Below are 16968 nucleotides of genomic sequence, written 5' to 3' on the forward strand. Positions count from 1 at the left end.
CACTTGAATCACGTGCTGTGAACTACTTTAACTTTGAACCCTGCAGCCGCGAGCACACATCGTCAAGCTGATCCAACGTGCGATATTTAATCTCAATTTTACCGCCGCGCTCTTTATGGTCGATAGAGACCTTAAGACCCAACATATCGGACAGCTCTTTTTCCAACGCCAACGTGTCCGAGTCTTTTTGTTTTTTCTTACTGCCAGCTGCAGACGAACCGCCCGCCTCATCAGCGCGCAATTGTTTTTGCACCAGATTTTCGGCTTCACGCACGCTCAAACCGCCATCCACAATTCGTTGCGCTAATGCGGACGGATCTTTAGCGGTGATCAATGCCCGCGCATGCCCGGCAGACAGAGCCCCATCGGCCACATAGCCCTGCACGCTCTCCGGCAATTTCATCAACCGCAACGTGTTGGCCACGTGGGACCGGCTTTTGCCAATCACCTGTGCCAAATCAGACTGTGTATAGCCAAATTGCTGCATTAACTGGTCATAACCTCTTGATTCCTCTAAAGGATTCAGGTCAGACCGTTGTACGTTTTCAATGATCGCCAGCTCAAGGGCTTCCCGATCATCCAACTCGCGGATAATAACGGGGACTTCATGCAAGCCTGCCCGTTGGGCTGCGCGCCACCTGCGTTCACCTGCCACCAACTCATATTGGTCCGGCTCAACTTTACTCGGCCGCACCAGAATGGGCTGCATAATGCCCTTTTCTTTGATTGAATTGGTGAGATCTTCCAATTCTTCGACAGAAAAGTGCCGTCGCGGGTTGTTGGGACTGGCAACGATAAATTCAACCGGCAACCGACGAATGCCAGAACTATCCGCATGACGCGGTGCATCCATTGGCGGAGTATCGCCGATGAGCGCCGCAAGTCCCCGACCCAACCGATTATTAGGATTCTTTTCATTCATCGCTTTAACCCTTATGCCGCTTTCAACCGGCGTTCACGCTTAATCACTTCGGTGGCCAACCGCAAATAGGCCTGGGATCCCGCACATTTCAAATCATACAGCAAGGCGGGCTTGCCATAAGACGGCGCCTCAGAAAGCCGAACATTACGCGGGATCACCGTGTCATAAACCAACTCTCCCAAATGTGCGCGCACATCGTCCAGAACCTGCATGGACAGATTGTTGCGCTTGTCAAACATGGTCATAATCACACCCTGCACATAAAGGTTCGGGTTGAGATTGGTCTTGATTTGTTCAATGGTTTGAAGCAATTGGCTCAAACCTTCCAAAGCAAAAAACTCGCACTGCATCGGCACCAATACCGCATCAGCTGCCGCCAGGGCGTTAATCGTCAATAGGTTAAGCGAGGGTGGACAATCAACCAGAATGTAGGTAATGGGCTTACCTTCATGATAAAGGCTGCCGGCATTATCCAACGCATTGCGCAAGCGATAGGCCCGATCCTTTTCCTCGGCTATCGCCAATTCCAAGCCCAACAAATCCATGGTAGACGGCACAATCGCCACATTGGGCACATTGGTGTGCAAAATCGCTTCTTCCAGCTCCACCTCACCCGTCATCAGATCATAGGCGGAGTACTGGCGCGTACTGCGCTCGACACCAATGCCGGTACTGGCGTTCCCCTGGGGGTCGATATCCACAATCAACACCCGCTCGCCAATGGCGGCCAATGCCGTCGCAAGATTAATCGCAGTTGTGGTTTTACCCACACCACCCTTTTGGTTTGCCAAAGTCAGAATACGCGGCCGCATCGACGCCTCCTGTGCCAAATTTGCCCTAAAACTGCTCTAGATCCGTGATTTGGACAATAGCAGCGTCATTTTGGGTCTTACTGATCACTGTTGAGTAAGTATAGCGCCATTTTTGCAAAGATTCTTCTATTTCTTTGCTATATCCCCGGCCTTTTTGGAATAATCCCACAGAATTTTCCTGCCAAAAGGGCGAAACATGAGTCAAAATATCGGTCAAAGGGGCAAAAGCGCGGGCGGTAAACACATCTACCGGCCCAATTTCCTTAGGGTTGAGCGACTCTGCCCGCTCTGTATGAATCTTCGCGTTGAGGTCCAGTTCACGCACCATTTGGCGCAAAAAAGAACCCTTTCGGCCATTGGACTCAACCATATGAATGGTGGTATTCTGCTGTTTCAAGGCAATTGCAAGCGGGATCGCTGGAAATCCACCGCCACTACCAAAGTCAACCAAAGTGCGCGAATCAGCGCGAATCATTGGGATAAGTTGTAGACAATCGAGGAAATGCCTTGACCATATTTCAGACAGTGTTTCACGTGAAACAAGGTTCTTGATTTTCTGCCATTTGATCAGACTTGCTTCGTAAAAAAGCAGATGCTCGACGATCGAATCAACCTGCTCTCCATTGCCTGCCCACGCATCCAGTGACGCCAAATAGGTGGCAACTGCGGCTTGCTCGCTGCCCATTAGCCTGTCCGGGTCTTCTTGACGAGATAGCCCCGCTTGATCACGGCCAGGATCAAGGTAATCGCCGCCGGGGTGATGCCTTCAATCTTCTGGGCATGAGCTATGGTCTTGGGCCTTGCCTGCTCCAACTTCTGCCGCATTTCCCCTGAAAGACCTGACAGCTGGCTATAATCCATCCACTCGGGGATTGCCCGCTTTTCATCGCGTTGCATAGCCTCTACATCTGCCTGCTGCCGATCCAGATAGACTGCATATTGCGCATCGACGCTGACTTGCTCCACGACCTTTTCGTCAAGGTTTTTGAGCTCCGGCCAAACGCGTTGCAGATCGGCAAACTCGATGGTCGGATAGGACAACAAATCAAAAGCCGTCCGCCGCACCCCATCAGCATTAATTTTCAAACCATGTTTTGCTGCTTCATTCGGCGTGATGGTTAACGATTTCAAAAGGCCGCTTGCATGATCCAACGCGGCCATCTTGCGTGTAAAGGCAGAGTTACGTGTGGGCCCAACCAATCCATACCGCACACCAATTGGTGTCAAGCGCTGATCAGCATTGTCCGCGCGCAAATGGAGCCGAAATTCGGCGCGTGAGGTAAACATACGATAGGGTTCCGTCACCCCACGTGTCACCAAATCATCAATCATTACAGCCAGATAGCTTTGTGTCCGTGACAGATGCATGCCCGCTTCACCGCGTGCCGCCAAGGCTGCGTTCGCGCCGGCCAGCAAGCCCTGAGCCCCCGCTTCCTCATAGCCTGTGGTGCCGTTTATCTGCCCTGCCAGATAAAGCCCGGGCTGCTTTTGCAACTCCAGCGCATGAGTAAGTTCGCGTGGGTCCACATAATCATATTCGATGGCATAACCGGGCTGAATAATCTCAGCGTTCTCTAAGCCTGGCAATGCACGGATGAACTTCAACTGCACCTCTTCCGGCAAGCTGGTGGAAAGACCATTGGGATAGATGGTGTGATCGTCTAGCCCTTCAGGTTCCAAAAAGATCTGATGACTGTCCCGGTCATTAAACCGCACAATTTTATCTTCAATCGACGGGCAATAGCGTGGGCCCTTGCTGTCAATCTGGCCAGAATACATGGCCGAAAAATGCAGATTGTCCACAATGATCTGATGCATCTTCTTATCGGTTCGTGTGATATAGCACGGCACCTGGGGCACAGTAATTTCATCGGTGAGCATAGAGAAGGCTTCCTTCTCTTCATCCCCGTGTTGCACCTCCAGAACATCCCAATTGATGGTTCGGCCATCAAGCCGCGGTGGTGTGCCGGTCTTAAGTCGACCCAGCTGCAGGCCCAACTTTTCCAAACGGTCCGAAAGGCCAAGCACCGGCGCTTCACCGACGCGTCCTGCGGGAATCTTCTTTTCCCCCAAATGAATGAGCCCACGCAAAAAGGTGCCAGTGGTCAAGACAACTTTCTTCGCCCCAATGATCTCGCCACCGCCGAGCTTTACGCCCTTTACAATGCCGTCCTGCGTCGAGATGTCATTGACTTCGCCTTCAATTACCGTCAGATTGTCCTGCGCACCTATAGCCGCCTGCATCGCCCTTTTATAGAGCTTGCGATCCGTCTGTGCCCGCGGTCCGCGCACCGCCGGACCTTTCCGGCGATTAAGCAGTCTGTATTGAATGCCCGCCTGGTCAGCCACGCGCCCCATCAGCCCGTCGAGCGCGTCAATCTCACGCACCAAATGTCCTTTACCCAAACCACCAATGGCCGGGTTGCATGACATTTCGCCCAGTTTATCAAACTGGTGGGTCACCAAGGCGGTTTTTGCGCCGATGCGGGCCGATGCTGCGGCCGCTTCACATCCGGCGTGGCCGCCACCGACAATGATGACATCAAATTGTTCGCATTCACTCATGTTGAAAGCACCTTTTGTTTCACGTGAATCCGCTTCCGGATTGTTTCACGTGAATCATTTGCCTATGCAAAAGCCGGCAAAAAGCCGGTCCAATATGTCTTCTGCGTCAACCAAACCGATCAGGCGGGAAAGGCATACTGTTCCACGGCGCAAATCTTCGGCGACAAGTTCGAGAGGTTTAGTCAAATCCTGCGCGCTCTGCAAGTGTTTGATCGTTTCTTCGATCGCTTGTTTATCTCGGGTATGTGAAATCAGCTGGGTTTCCCGTGAATCCTTTTGGCGCAGCGCCTGTTCAGTCAATCGGTCTAAAAGGTCAGCGATTCCTAAGCCCGATTTGGCGGATATCGGGAGAGTTTCACGTGAATCCATGGATGTTGCCGTAAGGTCGGACTTTGTTAAAATATGCCAGTCGGCTTTTGGATAGACCGGCCCCTCATTCCGCGTGCCGTCTATAAGTTCTATGACAAGATTGGCCTGTTCGATGGCGCGGTATGACCGGCTGATGCCCTCAATTTCAACAATATCGTCGGTTTCTCGAATACCGGCTGTGTCGTAAAGGCTGAATAGCTGTCCACCAATATCAATCTCAACTTCAATCACATCACGAGTTGTGCCGGGCACGTCGGTCACAATGGCTTTATCCGTTTGGGCCAATCGATTCAGCAAAGTAGATTTGCCCACATTCGGTCGGCCAACCAAAGCCACGCGATAGCCATCTCGAATGATTTGACCTTGTTCGAAGCTATCCAGAGCTGTGGTTAAGTCTTGAATAAGTTTGTCGATATCTTGTTGAAAGGCTGGGGGCAATTCATCCTCGACATCGCCTTCGTCGCTGAAATCCAGTCGAGCTTCAGCCTCAGCCAGCAGATCGACAATGGATGTGCGCCAATGATGAACCTTTTGTGAAAGGCCGCCACGCATTCGGCGCATCGCCAGCGCCCTTTGTCCCTCGGTTTTGGCATCCAACAGATCCCCCAAACCCTCTATTTCGGTCAGATCCATTTTGCCATTTTCAAAAGCACGTTGCGAAAATTCACCCGCTTCAGCCAACCGTACACCCTCATGGCCGATGGCTAACTGCAAAAGTTTTTGGACGACAGCCTGGCTGCCATGGCAATGCAACTCCACCACATCCTCACCTGTAAAGCTGTGTGGTGCGGGAAAATACAGCACAATTGCTTCATCCAGCGGTTGGCCTGTTTCGTCCTTAAGTGTACAAAATTTGGCGCGGCGTGGTTGGGGACAGTCCGCCCCCAACGCGGAAAGCACCTGGCGGGCAGATGGGCCGGAAAGCCGCAACACTGCCACCCCGGAAGGAAGGCCACCACTGGACAACGCAATAATGGTCTCCATGCGCCGCCTCCACGCTATTAAGTGTTCATAGAATCAAAGAATTCTGCGTTGGATTTGGTCTGACGCAGCTTATCCAACAAGAATTCGATGGAATCCACCGTGCCCATCGGGTTCAGAATGCGGCGCAGGACATACATTTTTTTCAGTGTATCCTTATCGACCAGCAAATCTTCTTTCCGAGTGCCGGATTTGGTGATGTCGATCGCCGGGAAGACACGCTTGTCCGCAACCTTACGGTCTAGGATGATCTCGGAGTTACCCGTGCCTTTGAATTCTTCAAAGATCACTTCATCCATGCGGCTGCCGGTATCAATCAGCGCGGTAGAGATGATGGTCAAAGACCCACCATCTTCGATGTTCCGTGCGGCACCAAAGAAACGTTTGGGACGTTGAAGGGCGTTGGCATCCACACCACCGGTCAATACTTTACCGGAGGATGGCACGACCGTGTTGTAGGCGCGGCCCAGGCGGGTAATCGAATCCAGCAAAATCACCACATCGCGCTTATGCTCGACCAGGCGTTTGGCTTTTTCGATCACCATTTCCGCCACTTGCACGTGCCGGGAAGCAGGCTCGTCAAAGGTTGATGAAATCACCTCGCCGCGCACAGAGCGTTGCATATCGGTCACTTCTTCCGGCCGCTCATCAATCAGGAGCACGATCAAATAACATTCAGGGTGGTTGGTGGCGATGGATTGAGCAATATTTTGCAGCAACACGGTTTTACCGGTGCGCGGCGGCGCCACAATCAAGCCCCGCTGGCCTTTGCCCAAGGGCGCGACCAAATCAATAATACGCGCGCTTTTATCCTTGCTGGTCGGATCGGCCAGTTCCATATTGAAGCGTTCATCGGGATAAAGCGGCGTCAAATTGTCAAAATTGACTTTGTGCCGCGCCCGATCCGGCTCTTCAAAATTGATGGAATTGACTTTCAGAAGCGCGAAATAACGTTCGCCATCTTTGGGAGAGCGAATTTGGCCCTCAACCGTATCGCCGGTGCGCAAGGAAAAGCGCCGAATTTGCGAGGGGCTGACATAAATATCGTCAGGCCCGGGCAAATAGTTAGCGTCTGGACTGCGCAAAAAGCCGAACCCGTCGGGCAGCACTTCAACAACGCCTTCCCCGGTAATATCGACATCATTTTCGGCCAATTGTTTGAGGATCGCAAACATCAATTCCTGCTTGCGCAGGGTGCTTGCATTTTCAACTTCAACTTCTTCGGCAAATGCTAAAAGTTCGGCTGGTGTTTTAGCCTTAAGCTCGCGGAGCTTCATATTCTGCATGAAGGACGTATCCTAAGTGTGGGCAGATAAAACTAGGGGTGGGATATTGTGTGCGGAACCGAATTCGTCGAACCCGTTCGCATCAAGTGGATGAGCTTATAACTCAATTCCAATGACGGTTCAAGAAATCTATTGGCTCAACCAATTTAACTAAAACGGCTTAACCACCACCATAATGACAATAATAATCATCAATAGAGTGGGCACTTCATTAATCATGCGAAAGAATTTCGCCGATCTTTCATTTTGATCTTGGGCAAATGCTTTCACCTGTTTGGACAAAAAGCCATGCATGCCCGAAAGCGCCAGCACCCCGATCAATTTCACCAGAAACCAGCCATCGGTAAAGCTGGCGACCTGATAACCGAGCACAAGCCACAGGCCAAAAATCCAGCTGGCCACCATGGCCGGTGTCATAATCGCCTTCAGAAGCCGACGTTCCATAATCTTAAAGGTTTCGCTTTGGGCCGAGCCTTTTTCCACATCGGCGTGATAGACCATCAAGCGAGGCAAATAGAGCATGCCTGCCATCCAGGCGATGATCGAAATAATGTGTAAAGACTTGACCCAAAGCATTTGTTTAACCCTTCACCCGGCGCACCAATTGTTCCACATGCTCAATCGGCGTTTGTGGCACAATGCCATGGCCCAGATTGAAAATATGCGGCGTGTCAGAAAAAGCCTCTAGGATGGCATCTACAGCGCGATTCATCTGATCGCCGCCCGCCACCAGCCGGAGGGGGTCCAAATTGCCCTGTACGGTCGCCAGTGGCGCAATATGCTGCTTTGCATAATCAAGCGGCATAGCATAATCGATCCCTACACTATTTACGCCGGTTTCACGAATATAGCGCGGCACATTCGCTGCCGCCCCGCGGGGGAAGCCAATAATCGGTGCATTGGGGATTTCGGCGCGGATCTTGTTGATCAGCTTGACCGTTGGCGCAACCACATAGGTATCAAACGCCACTTCATCCAAATTCAGCGCCCAGCTCTCAAAAATCTGCACCACATCGGCCCCGGCCTTGAATTGAGCGATCAGATATTTGGCGCTCGCCTCCACCAGCACGTCCATCAGTTCTGCAAAAGCTTCTGGCTGTTGCAGGGCAAAAAGCCGCGCCGCCGCCTGATCTGGTGAGCCTTTGCCGCCGATCATATAGGTCGCCACGGTCCAGGGCGCACCACAAAACCCAATCAGGGTCTTGTCGTCATCAATGGTTGAACGCAAACCCGCCACTGTCTCCAACACCGGGTTGAGATGATCCAAGACCTTGTCCACCGACAGCGCCTTCACATCATCCATACCCTCTAATGGCTCCAGCAAAGGCCCCTCACCGGGTTGGAATTGTACAGATTGTCCAAGCGCATCTGGGATGACCAAAATGTCGGAAAACAGAATGGCGGCATCCAGATCAAAGCGACGCAGAGGCTGCAAGGTCACTTCAATTGCCTTTTCCGGCGTATAGCAAAGATCGAGAAAACCCTTGGTGGAGGCACGCACTTCTCGATATTCTGGCAAATATCGACCAGCCTGCCGCATGATCCACATGGGGGGCACATCAAATTTCTGTCCTAATACACATTGAAGCAATTTGCGGTTGGTCAATCGGTCCACCTTTTCCCTATAAATCCAATAGATAAGATATTTATATCTTTCTTCTTTTTCTTCTTATCTGTGTTTTGCAGGAATTCTTTGTTTCCCACAACCCTAATCCACATGCGGCACTTGGCCCCGTCCATGTTGATCAAAAAAATATGGCCAATTGCAAAATGTTAATGAAAGGTAAATTTTTCCCGGTTAACAAAGCATTAATGGTTAAAAATCCATTACTGGATAACGGGTGGAAAAGCTGTGCACAAATCAGGTACAGTTTTGGATAAGGAGTCTTTTGCCCGAAATCCACATTTTCCTTAAGAACTTTTTAACCATGGCAAAAGCTGTGCATGAAATTTGAGCCATCGGTGAAAAAAGTGCTAGAAAATAGCGTTGAGGGTGCGCGGATAGGCTTGGGGACATTTTGCCCACAGCCTAACGGGGATAACTGGATAAGCATATGAAAAATAATATCATTCTAGCTTCAGAAAGTCCCTTTCGGGCACAATTGTTGCGCAATGCAGGGGTAGATTTTGAGACCATCCCCGCCCGTGTGGATGAACGCGCGATTGAACAGGATAACCAGCTTTCCAAACTTGGTCAGGCGGCGCGCACTGCGCATTTGGCGGCAGCTAAGGCCTTCGCCGTGGCCCGGCAATATCCCGATTGCTTTGTTATTGGTGCCGACCAGACCATTATGCTGGGGCAGACCGTCTTGCATAAACCGCGCGATGGTGCGCATTTGCGCGAACAGCTAAAGATGATGCGCGGCAAAACCCATCGTCTGGTGAGTGCGGCCGTGATCGCCCAAAGTAATGAAATTCTGGCGCAAACCAGCCAGACCGTGAAATTGACCATGCGCCAATTCAGCGATGAGGAAATGGAGCATGTGATTGATATTGAGGGCGAAAAATTGCTGAAATGCGCTGGCGGCTATCAGTTGGAAGGGGCCAGCGTGCAATTGTTCGAGCAAGTGGACGGCGATTATTTCACCGTTTTGGGCCTCCCCTTGCTGCCGCTGCTCAAGGCGTTAAGACAGGTAAAGGCGATCTAGTCGAAATAGATTTATGACCAAAAAAGCATTTGTCACCGGCAATCCGATCAAACATTCCAAATCCCCGCGTCTACATGGCGCCTGGCTGCAAAAATACCAGATCGATGGCAGTTATGAGGCTGTGGAAACGGATGAAGCCAGCTTCAAGGATTTGATCGCGGCCATCCGTGCAGAAGAATGGCAGGGTGGCAATGTCACCCTGCCCCACAAGCAATTGGCCTTCGATCAGTGCGACCAACTCACGCCGACCGCCACAAATATTGGCGCAGTGAACACAATCTGGCGGAAAGGCAATCAGATTTGGGGCGACAATACAGACGGTTATGGATTTGTCGCCAATCTCGACCATCAGATCCTAGGTTGGGATCAAAATAGAGGTGTGGCGATCATTCTGGGCGCCGGCGGGGCCGCCCGCGCCATTCTTTATGCCCTTGTGGAAAAGGGCTATAAAAAGATCTATCTGCTCAACCGGACCTTGGCACGCGCTGAACAATTGGCCGCAGAATTTGACGGGACGATTACGCCGCAAACCCTTGATCAATTTAATCAATTGGCGCCAAATGCAGATTTTGTCGTCAATACCAGCGCCGTTGGCATGCAAGGTAGCCGGTTTGAGAATTTGGATGTGGATAAACTGCCCAAAAGCGCCATTGTCACCGATATTGTATATACGCCCTTGATGACGCCATTGCTGCAAGATGCCGAAGCGCACGGGCTGAAAATCGCCACTGGCATGGGCATGCTGGTGTTTCAGGCCGTGCCGGGTTTTGAACGCTGGTTTGGCCAAAAACCGGAGGTGGATCAACAGCTTATGGACAAGATGCTGGCGGAGATTGAACATGGCTGACAACAAACAAAAACCAGTGGTTCTGGGTCTCACCGGCTCCATCGCCACCGGCAAATCCACGGTCGCCAGGATGTTCGCCAAGCGCGATATCCCGATTTATGACGCCGACAAAGCCGTACACGAGCTTTATGCGGGCGAAGCGGTGGAAGCCATGCGGGAACTGTTTCCCGACGCCATCATTGACGGCAAAATCGACCGCACTGCCCTCTCCAAACAGGTAGTGGGCCAGCCGAAAAATCTGGCCAAACTGGAAGCATTGATCCACCCGATGGTGCAAGATAAGATGCATCAATTCCTGGCTCAAGCCGCTGAAAAAAATGAAAAATTAGCGATTTTAGAAATTCCATTGTTGTTTGAAACCGGCAGATCCTATCCCACAGATTTCATCGCCGTCACCTTCTGCGACCCGGACATTCAAAAGCAACGTGCTTTGGCCCGCGACGGCATGAGCGAAGAAAAATTCAACGCCATTGTCGCCCGGCAAATGCCGCAAATGGAAAAGCGTGCCCGCGCCGACTTTGAAATCGACACCGGCACCAGCCTTGAGGCAACGCAATCGGCTGTGGATGAGATCATCAAGGCTTGTTTGGCGGCCAAAGCCCACTAAAATGCAGGGCAGACTTGCGGTGCGGGAGCCAAATCAGTGAAGCGTGAAATTGTCTTGGATACGGAAACCACCGGCCTGAACCCGGCGACGGGCGACCGGCTGGTGGAAATTGGCTGTGTCGAACTGATCAACCACATTCCCACCGGCCAAAATTTTCACGTTTACTGCAATCCCGAACGCGATATGCCTGAAGAAGCCTTTAAGGTGCACGGGCTGGGCAATGAGTTTTTGGCCGACAAGCCGCTTTTTAAAGATGTGGCCGACGATTTTCTCGAGTTCATCACTGATTCGGTGCTGGTGATCCACAATGCGCCTTTTGATATGGGTTTTTTGCAGGCCGAACTGGAGTGGGCGAAAAAGCCGCGCTTGGAAAATGATGTCATCGACACGGTGATGTTGGCGCGCAAAAAACACCCCGGCGCCCGGGTCAATCTGGATGCGCTGTGCCGCCATTATGGCATCGACAATACCCGCCGCACCCTGCACGGCGCGCTGCTCGACAGTGAAATTCTCGCCGAAGTCTATCTGGAATTGCTGGGGGGACGGCAAGTAGGTCTTTCGCTGGCGGCCCAGACCGAAAGCCAGAATGAAGGCATGGCCATTAAAAAAGAGGCCGCGCGCCAGCGCCCGACCCCTTTACCATCGCGTTTGACCCAAGACCAAATAGAGCGCCACAAACAATATGTGCTTCAAATGAATGAAGAGGCGCTCTGGGCCAAATATTGGTCGTAAAATCTAGTTTGGCTTGGCGTCGCCACCCTGACCATTTTGCTGCTGCTGCTTTGCAGCCGCTTCCAGATTTTGGCGATAGATCGAAGAAAAATCCACCGGCTCCATCAGAAGTGGTGGGAACCCACCCGTCTGGGTCACGGTTGCCAGCAATTGCCGCGCAAATGGGAAGATCAGGCGCGGACATTCGATCATCACCAAAGGATGCAGCTGGTTTTCTGGGAAATTCTTGATAGAGAACAACCCGCCATAAACCAATTCAACGCTGAACAACACTTTGTTGTCGCGTTCAGCCTTGGCATTAATGGTCAGCTCCACCGCATAAAGCTCGTCCTGCTGCTTTTGGGCGCCCACATTGATCGAAATACCGATTTGCGGTGCTTCACCGGCGCTCAGCGACGCTGGCGCATTTGGGTTTTCAAAGCTCAGATCTTTAATATATTGCCCAACAATATTGAGCGACGGTGCGGGTTGATCCCCGGCGGGTGTTTTCTTTTCTTCTTCGGCCATAGTCCTGCCCATTTTGGTTTAATTTAGTTGACCCTGTGGCTATCACTTTTCAACCGGCACGACAAGAAGCCAACGACCAAACAGCTATCGCTTATCATCCCGCCAATGATCATCTTCCAGATCGATCACATCTTCATCATCCTGACGATGAAATCCGCCGGGCCCAGGGCCTTGATGATAAGACTGATAGGATGTGGCAGATACCACCTTCACCCGCTTGCGCAACTCCGTAAATAAGTTTTGGCGCACCAGCGGCACAAACAGCGAAAAGCCTACCGCATCTGTAAAAAAGCCGGGCGTCAGCAACAGCGCCCCGGCGATGGCCAGCATCACGCCGTCCACGATCTCTTGCGCCGGAAACCCACCCGCATTGAGCTTATTCTGAATCGAAAACAAAACCGACATGCCCTGTTGTCGCAACAGGATCGAGCCCAAAATCGCGGTAAACACAATGCCGCCCATGGTCCACCAGAAGCCGATCAGGCCACCAAGCGCCACGAAAATAGCGATTTCAATAATGGGCACCACCACAAACAGGGCAAATAAGATCCGGGACAAGGTCACTCCTTTTCCGCATTCATGTGACAAAATGACAATTCTTTCGCGAATGACTGGTCTCAATGCTGGCCATTAGCGTATCTTGGCATATATATAGGGAGAAATAATGAAATTGCGAGCGCGCATTCGCGCATAATGAGGCAAATATGCAAGACTTTCTAGATCCAACCACCCTTATCTTCTTGATTATTGCTGTGGTTGTGCTTTTTCGGTTGCGCTCCGTTTTGGGCACCCGCACCGGCCATGAGCGCCCGCCTTATCAGCGGGACGACAAAAATGAGCAGGACAATGCCCCCCAATCTGAAAGCGCCCGGGAACAGGATGCTGGCAATGTGATTGACTTGGGCAGGCGCGACCAGAACAGCAGGCCCCAGCTTGACGCGCAAAAACGGCGCTTAAAGATCGAAGCGGAAATTGACCGCATTGCCGGAAGCCGTGAGAATGTGGCCAAAGGCTTGAAGGAACTGGCAGATCTGGACCGTGATTTTTCCCCCAAACAATTTCTGGATGGGGCCATCTCCGCTTATGAAATGATTGTGGTGGCCTTTGCCCAAGGGGACAAAAAGACCCTGAAAATGCTGCTTGACCGGTCCATTTATGATGAGTTTGAAAAAGCCATCAATGAGCGGGAGGCTCAAGGCCAAACCAACCAATTCACCTTTGTCGGCTTTAAAAATGTCGAGATTGTTGATGTGGAATTTGAAAACAAAGATGCGTTGATCACCATCGATTATCGCGCCCAGGTGGTCAGCGCTGTGCGTGACAAGTCTGGCGAAGTGATTGAGGGCGACGTGGATGCCATCGTTGACATTGCCGACGAATGGACCTTTGCCCGTCCGATCAAATCACGGGATCCGAATTGGAAGCTGGTCCGCACCGATCAGCTGGACTAATCTATGGCGCGGCGAGGCAAGAAACAGGCGCGCGACCTGGGCGATTGGCATTTATGGACCGAGGTGACAAGGTCCGTCTCGCCGCTTAAGCCGGAAAAGAGGCACTCAGTCCGCAAAATTACCCCGCCGGAAGCGGGGCATTCTGGACCGAACAACAGCGTGGCCGATAATAAGCAGCGCTTAAAGGCCAGCACAGCTAAACCACCTTCCGGCAAACGCCAATGGGCGCCGTTGGTGCCACACACAGCGCATCAGCAAGCGACCGCGCAGCCACACATCAATTCGGTCATGCGCGCCCGGGTGAGCGATAAACGCATTGACCCCAGAACCAAGCGCAAACTCACCCGTGGTCGCATGCCGATTGATGCCACGCTTGATTTGCATGGCATGCGCCAGCACGAAGCCCATGGGGCATTGAGCCATTTTGTGGCCAGCGCTTTCGCCCGCGGCCACCGCAATTTGCTGGTGATCACCGGCAAGGGCGTGCGCCGCACGGATTTTGCCCAATTTGAGCAAAAGGGCGTGTTGCGCTATCGTGTACCCCAATGGTTGGAGGAACCACATTTACGGGGAATGATTGCCGGCATTGAGGGGGCCGGCCAAACACACGGCGGCGAAGGCGCGCTCTATATTAGGTTGAAACGGAACCCTAAATGACCCCACTCGGTGCAAAAATGCGCCAGATGCGACGTGAACGCAAAATCACACTGAAGCAGATGGCCACAGATCTGAACGTCTCAAGCGCCTATTTGTCGGCGCTCGAACATGGCCATCGTGGCAAACCAACCTGGTATATGCTGCAACGCATTATCGCCTATTTTAATGTGATCTGGGACGAAGCTGAGGAATTGCAACGGCTTGCTGAACTGTCTGATCCAAAAATTACAATTGATACAGCAGGACTTGACCCCAAGGCCACCGAACTGACCAATAAGTTGACACAAAATATCAAATCTTTGGAACCAGATGATTTGCATTTTCTTATTCAAGAGGTGGAACAGCGCGGTGCCCGGGCCAGAGCCAAGAAATAATTTCATCCGTATGGCGAAACGCTGCGTAAACTAAAATAGGTCTCTTTTTTAATTCATGGTCCATTGGACCAAAGGTGAGCATATGACCGACGCGCGACGCGACATCAGCGCCAAAACGCTTGAATATTTGATTGGGCGGACAGCCCTTGGCGATAAAAAAGCATTTGCAGAACTATATTCTTCCATGGCGCCGAAACTTTTTGGCGTTTGCTTTCGTATCTTAAGGGACAAGCAAGAAGCAGAAGATGTGCTGCAGGATGCCTTTGTGAAGATCTGGCAGAAAGCCGATCGTTACGCACAGGGGCGGGCAACGCCGGTGGCGTGGCTTTCAACAATTGTGCGCAACCAGGCGATTGACCGGGTGCGCATGCGCGGCAAACCGACCGAGCAGATTGATGATCACTTTGATTTGCCCGATAAAGATCCAACGCCGGAGCAACATACAATCTCCGGCCAGGTCGCCAAGCAGATCGATCTGTGTCTTGAGGAATTAAAACAGGACCATGCCCAATGCGTGCGACGCACATATTTGGGCGGCTGGTCTTATCAGCAAGCAGCGGATGAGCTAAAAGTGCCGATCAATACGGTGAAAACATGGATTAGGCGCTCGCTGTTGTCGCTAAAAGAATGTCTGGGGAATGAATAGCGTGAACAAGAGTGAACTGAGCGAAAAAGAGCGATGGTTGGCGGCTGAGTTCGCTATGGGCGTGCTTGAAAAAGATCAGCACGATCAAGCCAGCATGCTCTATGATCAGAACGTTGCGTTCCAGCATGAAGTGGACACGTGGACGTCGCGCCTGACCCCCATGTTGGATGATGTGGAGCCGCAAATGCCTTCGCCGGCCGTGTGGAGCCAGATTGAAAATCGCCTCGGGCTGGTCGACAGTCAAACGCCAGCTGAAGGCTTTGCCGCCTGGTGGCAAAGTGTCAATCTGTGGCGTGGCTTAAGCTTCGGCACCAGCGCTGTTGCCGCCATTGCCTTGGCCATGCTGATTTATGGCAATCCGTTGACTGCGCCACAAACCGTGCCCGCGACACAGGATTTGGTGGCAACTTTGACCGCCGAGGGCGCAGGGCCCGCCATGGTGGCGCGGCTTGATCGCGAAAATGGACACATGACGGTGCTCACCAATATGCAGGCCAGCGCCGAGCATGATCATGAATTATGGCTGGTCCCGCAAGATGGCAATCCGATTTCATTGGCGCTGGTGGAGGCGCAGGGCAGTGCCGATCTGCAAATTGATCAAGCCATTCTCGACCAATTGGGCGAGGGCGCAACATTTGCAATCTCAGTAGAGCCGCTAGGCGGCTCGCCCACCGGACTGCCCACCGGCCCCGTGATCGCCACGGGACAGCTGCGCACCATTTAGGTGGCCATATATATTGAAAATATCTGCCGGGAAGGTTTGGCCTTCCCGGCATTTTTTATGTGTGATGACAAATTTAGCAAGAAATATCATGACCTAACCCATTGATTTGAAAAGATAACGCAAATTTTTCCAAAAAATAATGCACATTCTGAAACAATCCTGAAGCGCCTCCCGTATCTGCAGTAACCCTTTCAATGAGGGTGTTCAAAAAAACGGAGAGGTACATCATGCTTAAGAATATTATGAAAACATCAGCCGCTGCATTTGTAGCAGCATCAATTGGTTTTGCTTCTGCTGGCGCAGCTTTCGCCATGGATGACAACCCAATGGTGGGTGGCGCACCAATGTTTGCAGATAAAAACATTGTCGAAAATGCTGTTAACTCAGCCGACCACACCACATTGGTGGCTGCCGTGAAAGCAGCTGGTCTTGTGGAGACATTGGCAAGCGAAGGTCCATTCACAGTGTTTGCCCCAACAAACGCTGCCTTTGAAGCGCTGCCAGCTGGCACAGTGGAAACATTGTTGCAGCCTGAAAATAAAGACATGTTGACTAAAGTGCTGACCGCACACGTGGTCGCAGGCGACATCAAAGCCGCTGATCTGATCAAAATGATCGAGGACAATGGCGGCACTTACAACTTCACAGCCGTGAGCGGCGATGCACTGACCGCTCAGCTGAATGACGGCAATGTCTATATCATTGATGAAAACGGCAATGCCGCGAAAGTGACAATTGCAGACGTGAACCAGTCAAACGGTGTGATCCACGTTGTAAACTCAGTATTGGTGCCTAAATAAGCGCCTTTTGAGCTTGGGGTTGGCCTACGGGCCAACCCAC

21 protein-coding genes are annotated in these 16968 nt (G+C 51.8%); 10 read left to right on the forward strand and 11 right to left on the reverse strand.

Features of this window, described 5'->3' with window-relative positions:
- Window positions 1–22: 22 nt before the first annotated feature.
- From L1I42_RS00245 to hemE, 8 genes are all read right to left on the reverse strand, one after another.
- Entirely contained in the window at window positions 23–922 is a 900-nt protein-coding gene (locus tag L1I42_RS00245) for a ParB/RepB/Spo0J family partition protein (RefSeq protein WP_236112402.1), read from the reverse strand.
- 11 nt (window positions 923–933) lie between these two features.
- Window positions 934–1734 carry a ParA family protein gene (locus tag L1I42_RS00250; protein WP_236112403.1) on the reverse strand — a complete coding sequence of 267 codons (801 nt, stop codon included), beginning with the start codon at window positions 1732–1734 and terminating at the stop codon, window positions 934–936.
- A gap of 25 nt (window positions 1735–1759) precedes the next feature.
- Complete coding sequence (gene rsmG / locus L1I42_RS00255; protein WP_236112404.1) at window positions 1760–2419, reverse strand: 16S rRNA (guanine(527)-N(7))-methyltransferase RsmG; 660 nt, start codon at window positions 2417–2419, stop codon at window positions 1760–1762.
- Window positions 2419–4299, reverse strand: coding sequence for a tRNA uridine-5-carboxymethylaminomethyl(34) synthesis enzyme MnmG (mnmG, locus tag L1I42_RS00260; RefSeq protein WP_236112405.1), 1881 nt, complete (start codon window positions 4297–4299; stop codon window positions 2419–2421). Before mnmG ends, rsmG begins: the two co-directional genes overlap by 1 nt.
- A gap of 54 nt (window positions 4300–4353) precedes the next feature.
- Complete coding sequence (gene mnmE / locus L1I42_RS00265; RefSeq protein WP_236112406.1) at window positions 4354–5652, reverse strand: tRNA uridine-5-carboxymethylaminomethyl(34) synthesis GTPase MnmE; 1299 nt, start codon at window positions 5650–5652, stop codon at window positions 4354–4356.
- A 17-nt stretch (window positions 5653–5669) separates the two neighbouring features.
- Entirely contained in the window at window positions 5670–6935 is a 1266-nt protein-coding gene (gene rho, locus L1I42_RS00270; protein ID WP_236112407.1) for a transcription termination factor Rho, read from the reverse strand.
- A 150-nt stretch (window positions 6936–7085) separates the two neighbouring features.
- Window positions 7086–7511 carry a protoporphyrinogen oxidase HemJ gene (hemJ, locus tag L1I42_RS00275; protein WP_236112408.1) on the reverse strand — a complete coding sequence of 142 codons (426 nt, stop codon included), beginning with the start codon at window positions 7509–7511 and terminating at the stop codon, window positions 7086–7088.
- Window positions 7512–7515: 4 nt separating this feature from the next.
- Window positions 7516–8541: a uroporphyrinogen decarboxylase gene (hemE, locus tag L1I42_RS00280; RefSeq protein WP_236112409.1), complete on the reverse strand. Its 1026-nt coding sequence runs from the start codon at window positions 8539–8541 to the stop codon at window positions 7516–7518.
- A 448-nt stretch (window positions 8542–8989) separates the two neighbouring features.
- On the opposite strand from hemE, the gene L1I42_RS00285 reads away from it, so the two are divergent.
- The 4 genes from L1I42_RS00285 to dnaQ are packed head-to-tail and all read left to right on the forward strand — an operon-like array spanning window position 8990 to window position 11769.
- Window positions 8990–9583, forward strand: a complete 594-nt coding sequence (locus tag L1I42_RS00285) for a Maf family nucleotide pyrophosphatase (protein WP_236112410.1) — start codon at window positions 8990–8992, stop codon at window positions 9581–9583.
- Between the two features lie 13 nt (window positions 9584–9596).
- A complete protein-coding gene (locus L1I42_RS00290) occupies window positions 9597–10430 on the forward strand; it encodes a shikimate dehydrogenase (RefSeq protein WP_236112411.1) in 834 nt (277 codons plus the stop codon).
- On the forward strand, window positions 10423–11037 hold the full coding sequence (coaE, locus tag L1I42_RS00295) for a dephospho-CoA kinase (RefSeq protein ID WP_236112412.1): 615 nt from the start codon (window positions 10423–10425) through the stop codon (window positions 11035–11037). Before L1I42_RS00290 ends, coaE begins: the two co-directional genes overlap by 8 nt.
- Window positions 11038–11073: 36 nt before the next feature.
- Window positions 11074–11769 carry a DNA polymerase III subunit epsilon gene (gene dnaQ, locus L1I42_RS00300; RefSeq protein ID WP_236112413.1) on the forward strand — a complete coding sequence of 232 codons (696 nt, stop codon included), beginning with the start codon at window positions 11074–11076 and terminating at the stop codon, window positions 11767–11769.
- A 3-nt stretch (window positions 11770–11772) separates the two neighbouring features.
- Here the strand turns inward: dnaQ and secB are convergent, their stop codons facing one another.
- Together secB and L1I42_RS00310 are read right to left on the reverse strand one after the other, a co-directional pair.
- On the reverse strand, window positions 11773–12276 hold the full coding sequence (secB, locus tag L1I42_RS00305) for a protein-export chaperone SecB (RefSeq protein WP_236112414.1): 504 nt from the start codon (window positions 12274–12276) through the stop codon (window positions 11773–11775).
- 84 nt (window positions 12277–12360) lie between these two features.
- The gene (locus tag L1I42_RS00310; RefSeq protein ID WP_236112415.1) at window positions 12361–12834 is read right to left on the reverse strand and encodes an FxsA family protein; all 474 of its coding nucleotides are present in this window, start codon (window positions 12832–12834) and stop codon (window positions 12361–12363) included.
- A gap of 146 nt (window positions 12835–12980) precedes the next feature.
- On the opposite strand from L1I42_RS00310, the gene L1I42_RS00315 reads away from it, so the two are divergent.
- The 5 genes from L1I42_RS00315 (at window position 12981) to L1I42_RS00335 (ending at window position 16128) form a co-directional block, all read left to right on the forward strand.
- The gene (locus tag L1I42_RS00315) at window positions 12981–13727 is read left to right on the forward strand and encodes a Tim44/TimA family putative adaptor protein (RefSeq protein WP_236112416.1); all 747 of its coding nucleotides are present in this window, start codon (window positions 12981–12983) and stop codon (window positions 13725–13727) included.
- A gap of 3 nt (window positions 13728–13730) precedes the next feature.
- Window positions 13731–14384, forward strand: coding sequence for a Smr/MutS family protein (locus tag L1I42_RS00320; RefSeq protein WP_236112417.1), 654 nt, complete (start codon window positions 13731–13733; stop codon window positions 14382–14384).
- Window positions 14381–14758, forward strand: a complete 378-nt coding sequence (locus L1I42_RS00325) for a helix-turn-helix domain-containing protein (protein ID WP_236112418.1) — start codon at window positions 14381–14383, stop codon at window positions 14756–14758. Before L1I42_RS00320 ends, L1I42_RS00325 begins: the two co-directional genes overlap by 4 nt.
- Window positions 14759–14840: 82 nt before the next feature.
- Window positions 14841–15404 (forward strand): sigma-70 family RNA polymerase sigma factor, encoded by a 564-nt coding sequence (locus L1I42_RS00330; protein WP_236112420.1) that lies wholly within the window; start codon window positions 14841–14843, stop codon window positions 15402–15404.
- Between the two features lies 1 nt (window position 15405).
- Window positions 15406–16128, forward strand: a complete 723-nt coding sequence (locus L1I42_RS00335) for an anti-sigma factor (RefSeq protein ID WP_236112422.1) — start codon at window positions 15406–15408, stop codon at window positions 16126–16128.
- A 73-nt stretch (window positions 16129–16201) separates the two neighbouring features.
- Here L1I42_RS00335 and L1I42_RS00340 read toward each other — a convergent pair whose 3' ends face one another.
- Entirely contained in the window at window positions 16202–16441 is a 240-nt protein-coding gene (locus L1I42_RS00340) for a hypothetical protein (protein WP_236114198.1), read from the reverse strand.
- Between L1I42_RS00340 and L1I42_RS00345 the strand changes: the two genes are divergently transcribed.
- Window positions 16371–16928 (forward strand): fasciclin domain-containing protein, encoded by a 558-nt coding sequence (locus L1I42_RS00345; protein WP_236114131.1) that lies wholly within the window; start codon window positions 16371–16373, stop codon window positions 16926–16928. The genes L1I42_RS00340 and L1I42_RS00345 overlap by 71 nt on opposite strands.
- The last annotated feature ends 40 nt before the right edge of the window (window positions 16929–16968 follow it).

Origin of the sequence: Maritalea mediterranea (assembly GCF_021568695.1) — a bacterium.
Lineage (GTDB): Bacteria > Pseudomonadota > Alphaproteobacteria > Rhizobiales > Devosiaceae > Maritalea > Maritalea mediterranea.

Excerpts from the sequence above, each read along its gene's own strand:
- rsmG (WP_236112404.1), bottom strand. The coding sequence starts at position 2,419 with ATGGGCAGCGAGCAAGCCGCAGTTGCCACCTATTTGGCGTCACTGGAT.
- L1I42_RS00320 (WP_236112417.1), top strand. The coding sequence starts at position 13,731 with ATGGCGCGGCGAGGCAAGAAACAGGCGCGCGACCTGGGCGATTGGCAT.
- coaE (WP_236112412.1), top strand. The coding sequence starts at position 10,423 with ATGGCTGACAACAAACAAAAACCAGTGGTTCTGGGTCTCACCGGCTCC.
- rho (WP_236112407.1), bottom strand. The coding sequence starts at position 6,935 with ATGCAGAATATGAAGCTCCGCGAGCTTAAGGCTAAAACACCAGCCGAA.
- L1I42_RS00250 (WP_236112403.1), bottom strand. The coding sequence starts at position 1,734 with ATGCGGCCGCGTATTCTGACTTTGGCAAACCAAAAGGGTGGTGTGGGT.
- mnmE (WP_236112406.1), bottom strand. The coding sequence starts at position 5,652 with ATGGAGACCATTATTGCGTTGTCCAGTGGTGGCCTTCCTTCCGGGGTG.
- L1I42_RS00330 (WP_236112420.1), top strand. The coding sequence starts at position 14,841 with ATGACCGACGCGCGACGCGACATCAGCGCCAAAACGCTTGAATATTTG.
- hemJ (WP_236112408.1), bottom strand. The coding sequence starts at position 7,511 with ATGCTTTGGGTCAAGTCTTTACACATTATTTCGATCATCGCCTGGATG.
- L1I42_RS00325 (WP_236112418.1), top strand. The coding sequence starts at position 14,381 with ATGACCCCACTCGGTGCAAAAATGCGCCAGATGCGACGTGAACGCAAA.
- L1I42_RS00345 (WP_236114131.1), top strand. The coding sequence starts at position 16,371 with ATGAAAACATCAGCCGCTGCATTTGTAGCAGCATCAATTGGTTTTGCT.
- L1I42_RS00245 (WP_236112402.1), bottom strand. The coding sequence starts at position 922 with ATGAATGAAAAGAATCCTAATAATCGGTTGGGTCGGGGACTTGCGGCG.
- mnmG (WP_236112405.1), bottom strand. The coding sequence starts at position 4,299 with ATGAGTGAATGCGAACAATTTGATGTCATCATTGTCGGTGGCGGCCAC.
- L1I42_RS00315 (WP_236112416.1), top strand. The coding sequence starts at position 12,981 with ATGCAAGACTTTCTAGATCCAACCACCCTTATCTTCTTGATTATTGCT.
- L1I42_RS00285 (WP_236112410.1), top strand. The coding sequence starts at position 8,990 with ATGAAAAATAATATCATTCTAGCTTCAGAAAGTCCCTTTCGGGCACAA.
- L1I42_RS00290 (WP_236112411.1), top strand. The coding sequence starts at position 9,597 with ATGACCAAAAAAGCATTTGTCACCGGCAATCCGATCAAACATTCCAAA.
- secB (WP_236112414.1), bottom strand. The coding sequence starts at position 12,276 with ATGGCCGAAGAAGAAAAGAAAACACCCGCCGGGGATCAACCCGCACCG.
- L1I42_RS00340 (WP_236114198.1), bottom strand. The coding sequence starts at position 16,441 with ATGGCGAAAGCTGCGCCAGCAGAAGCAAAACCAATTGATGCTGCTACA.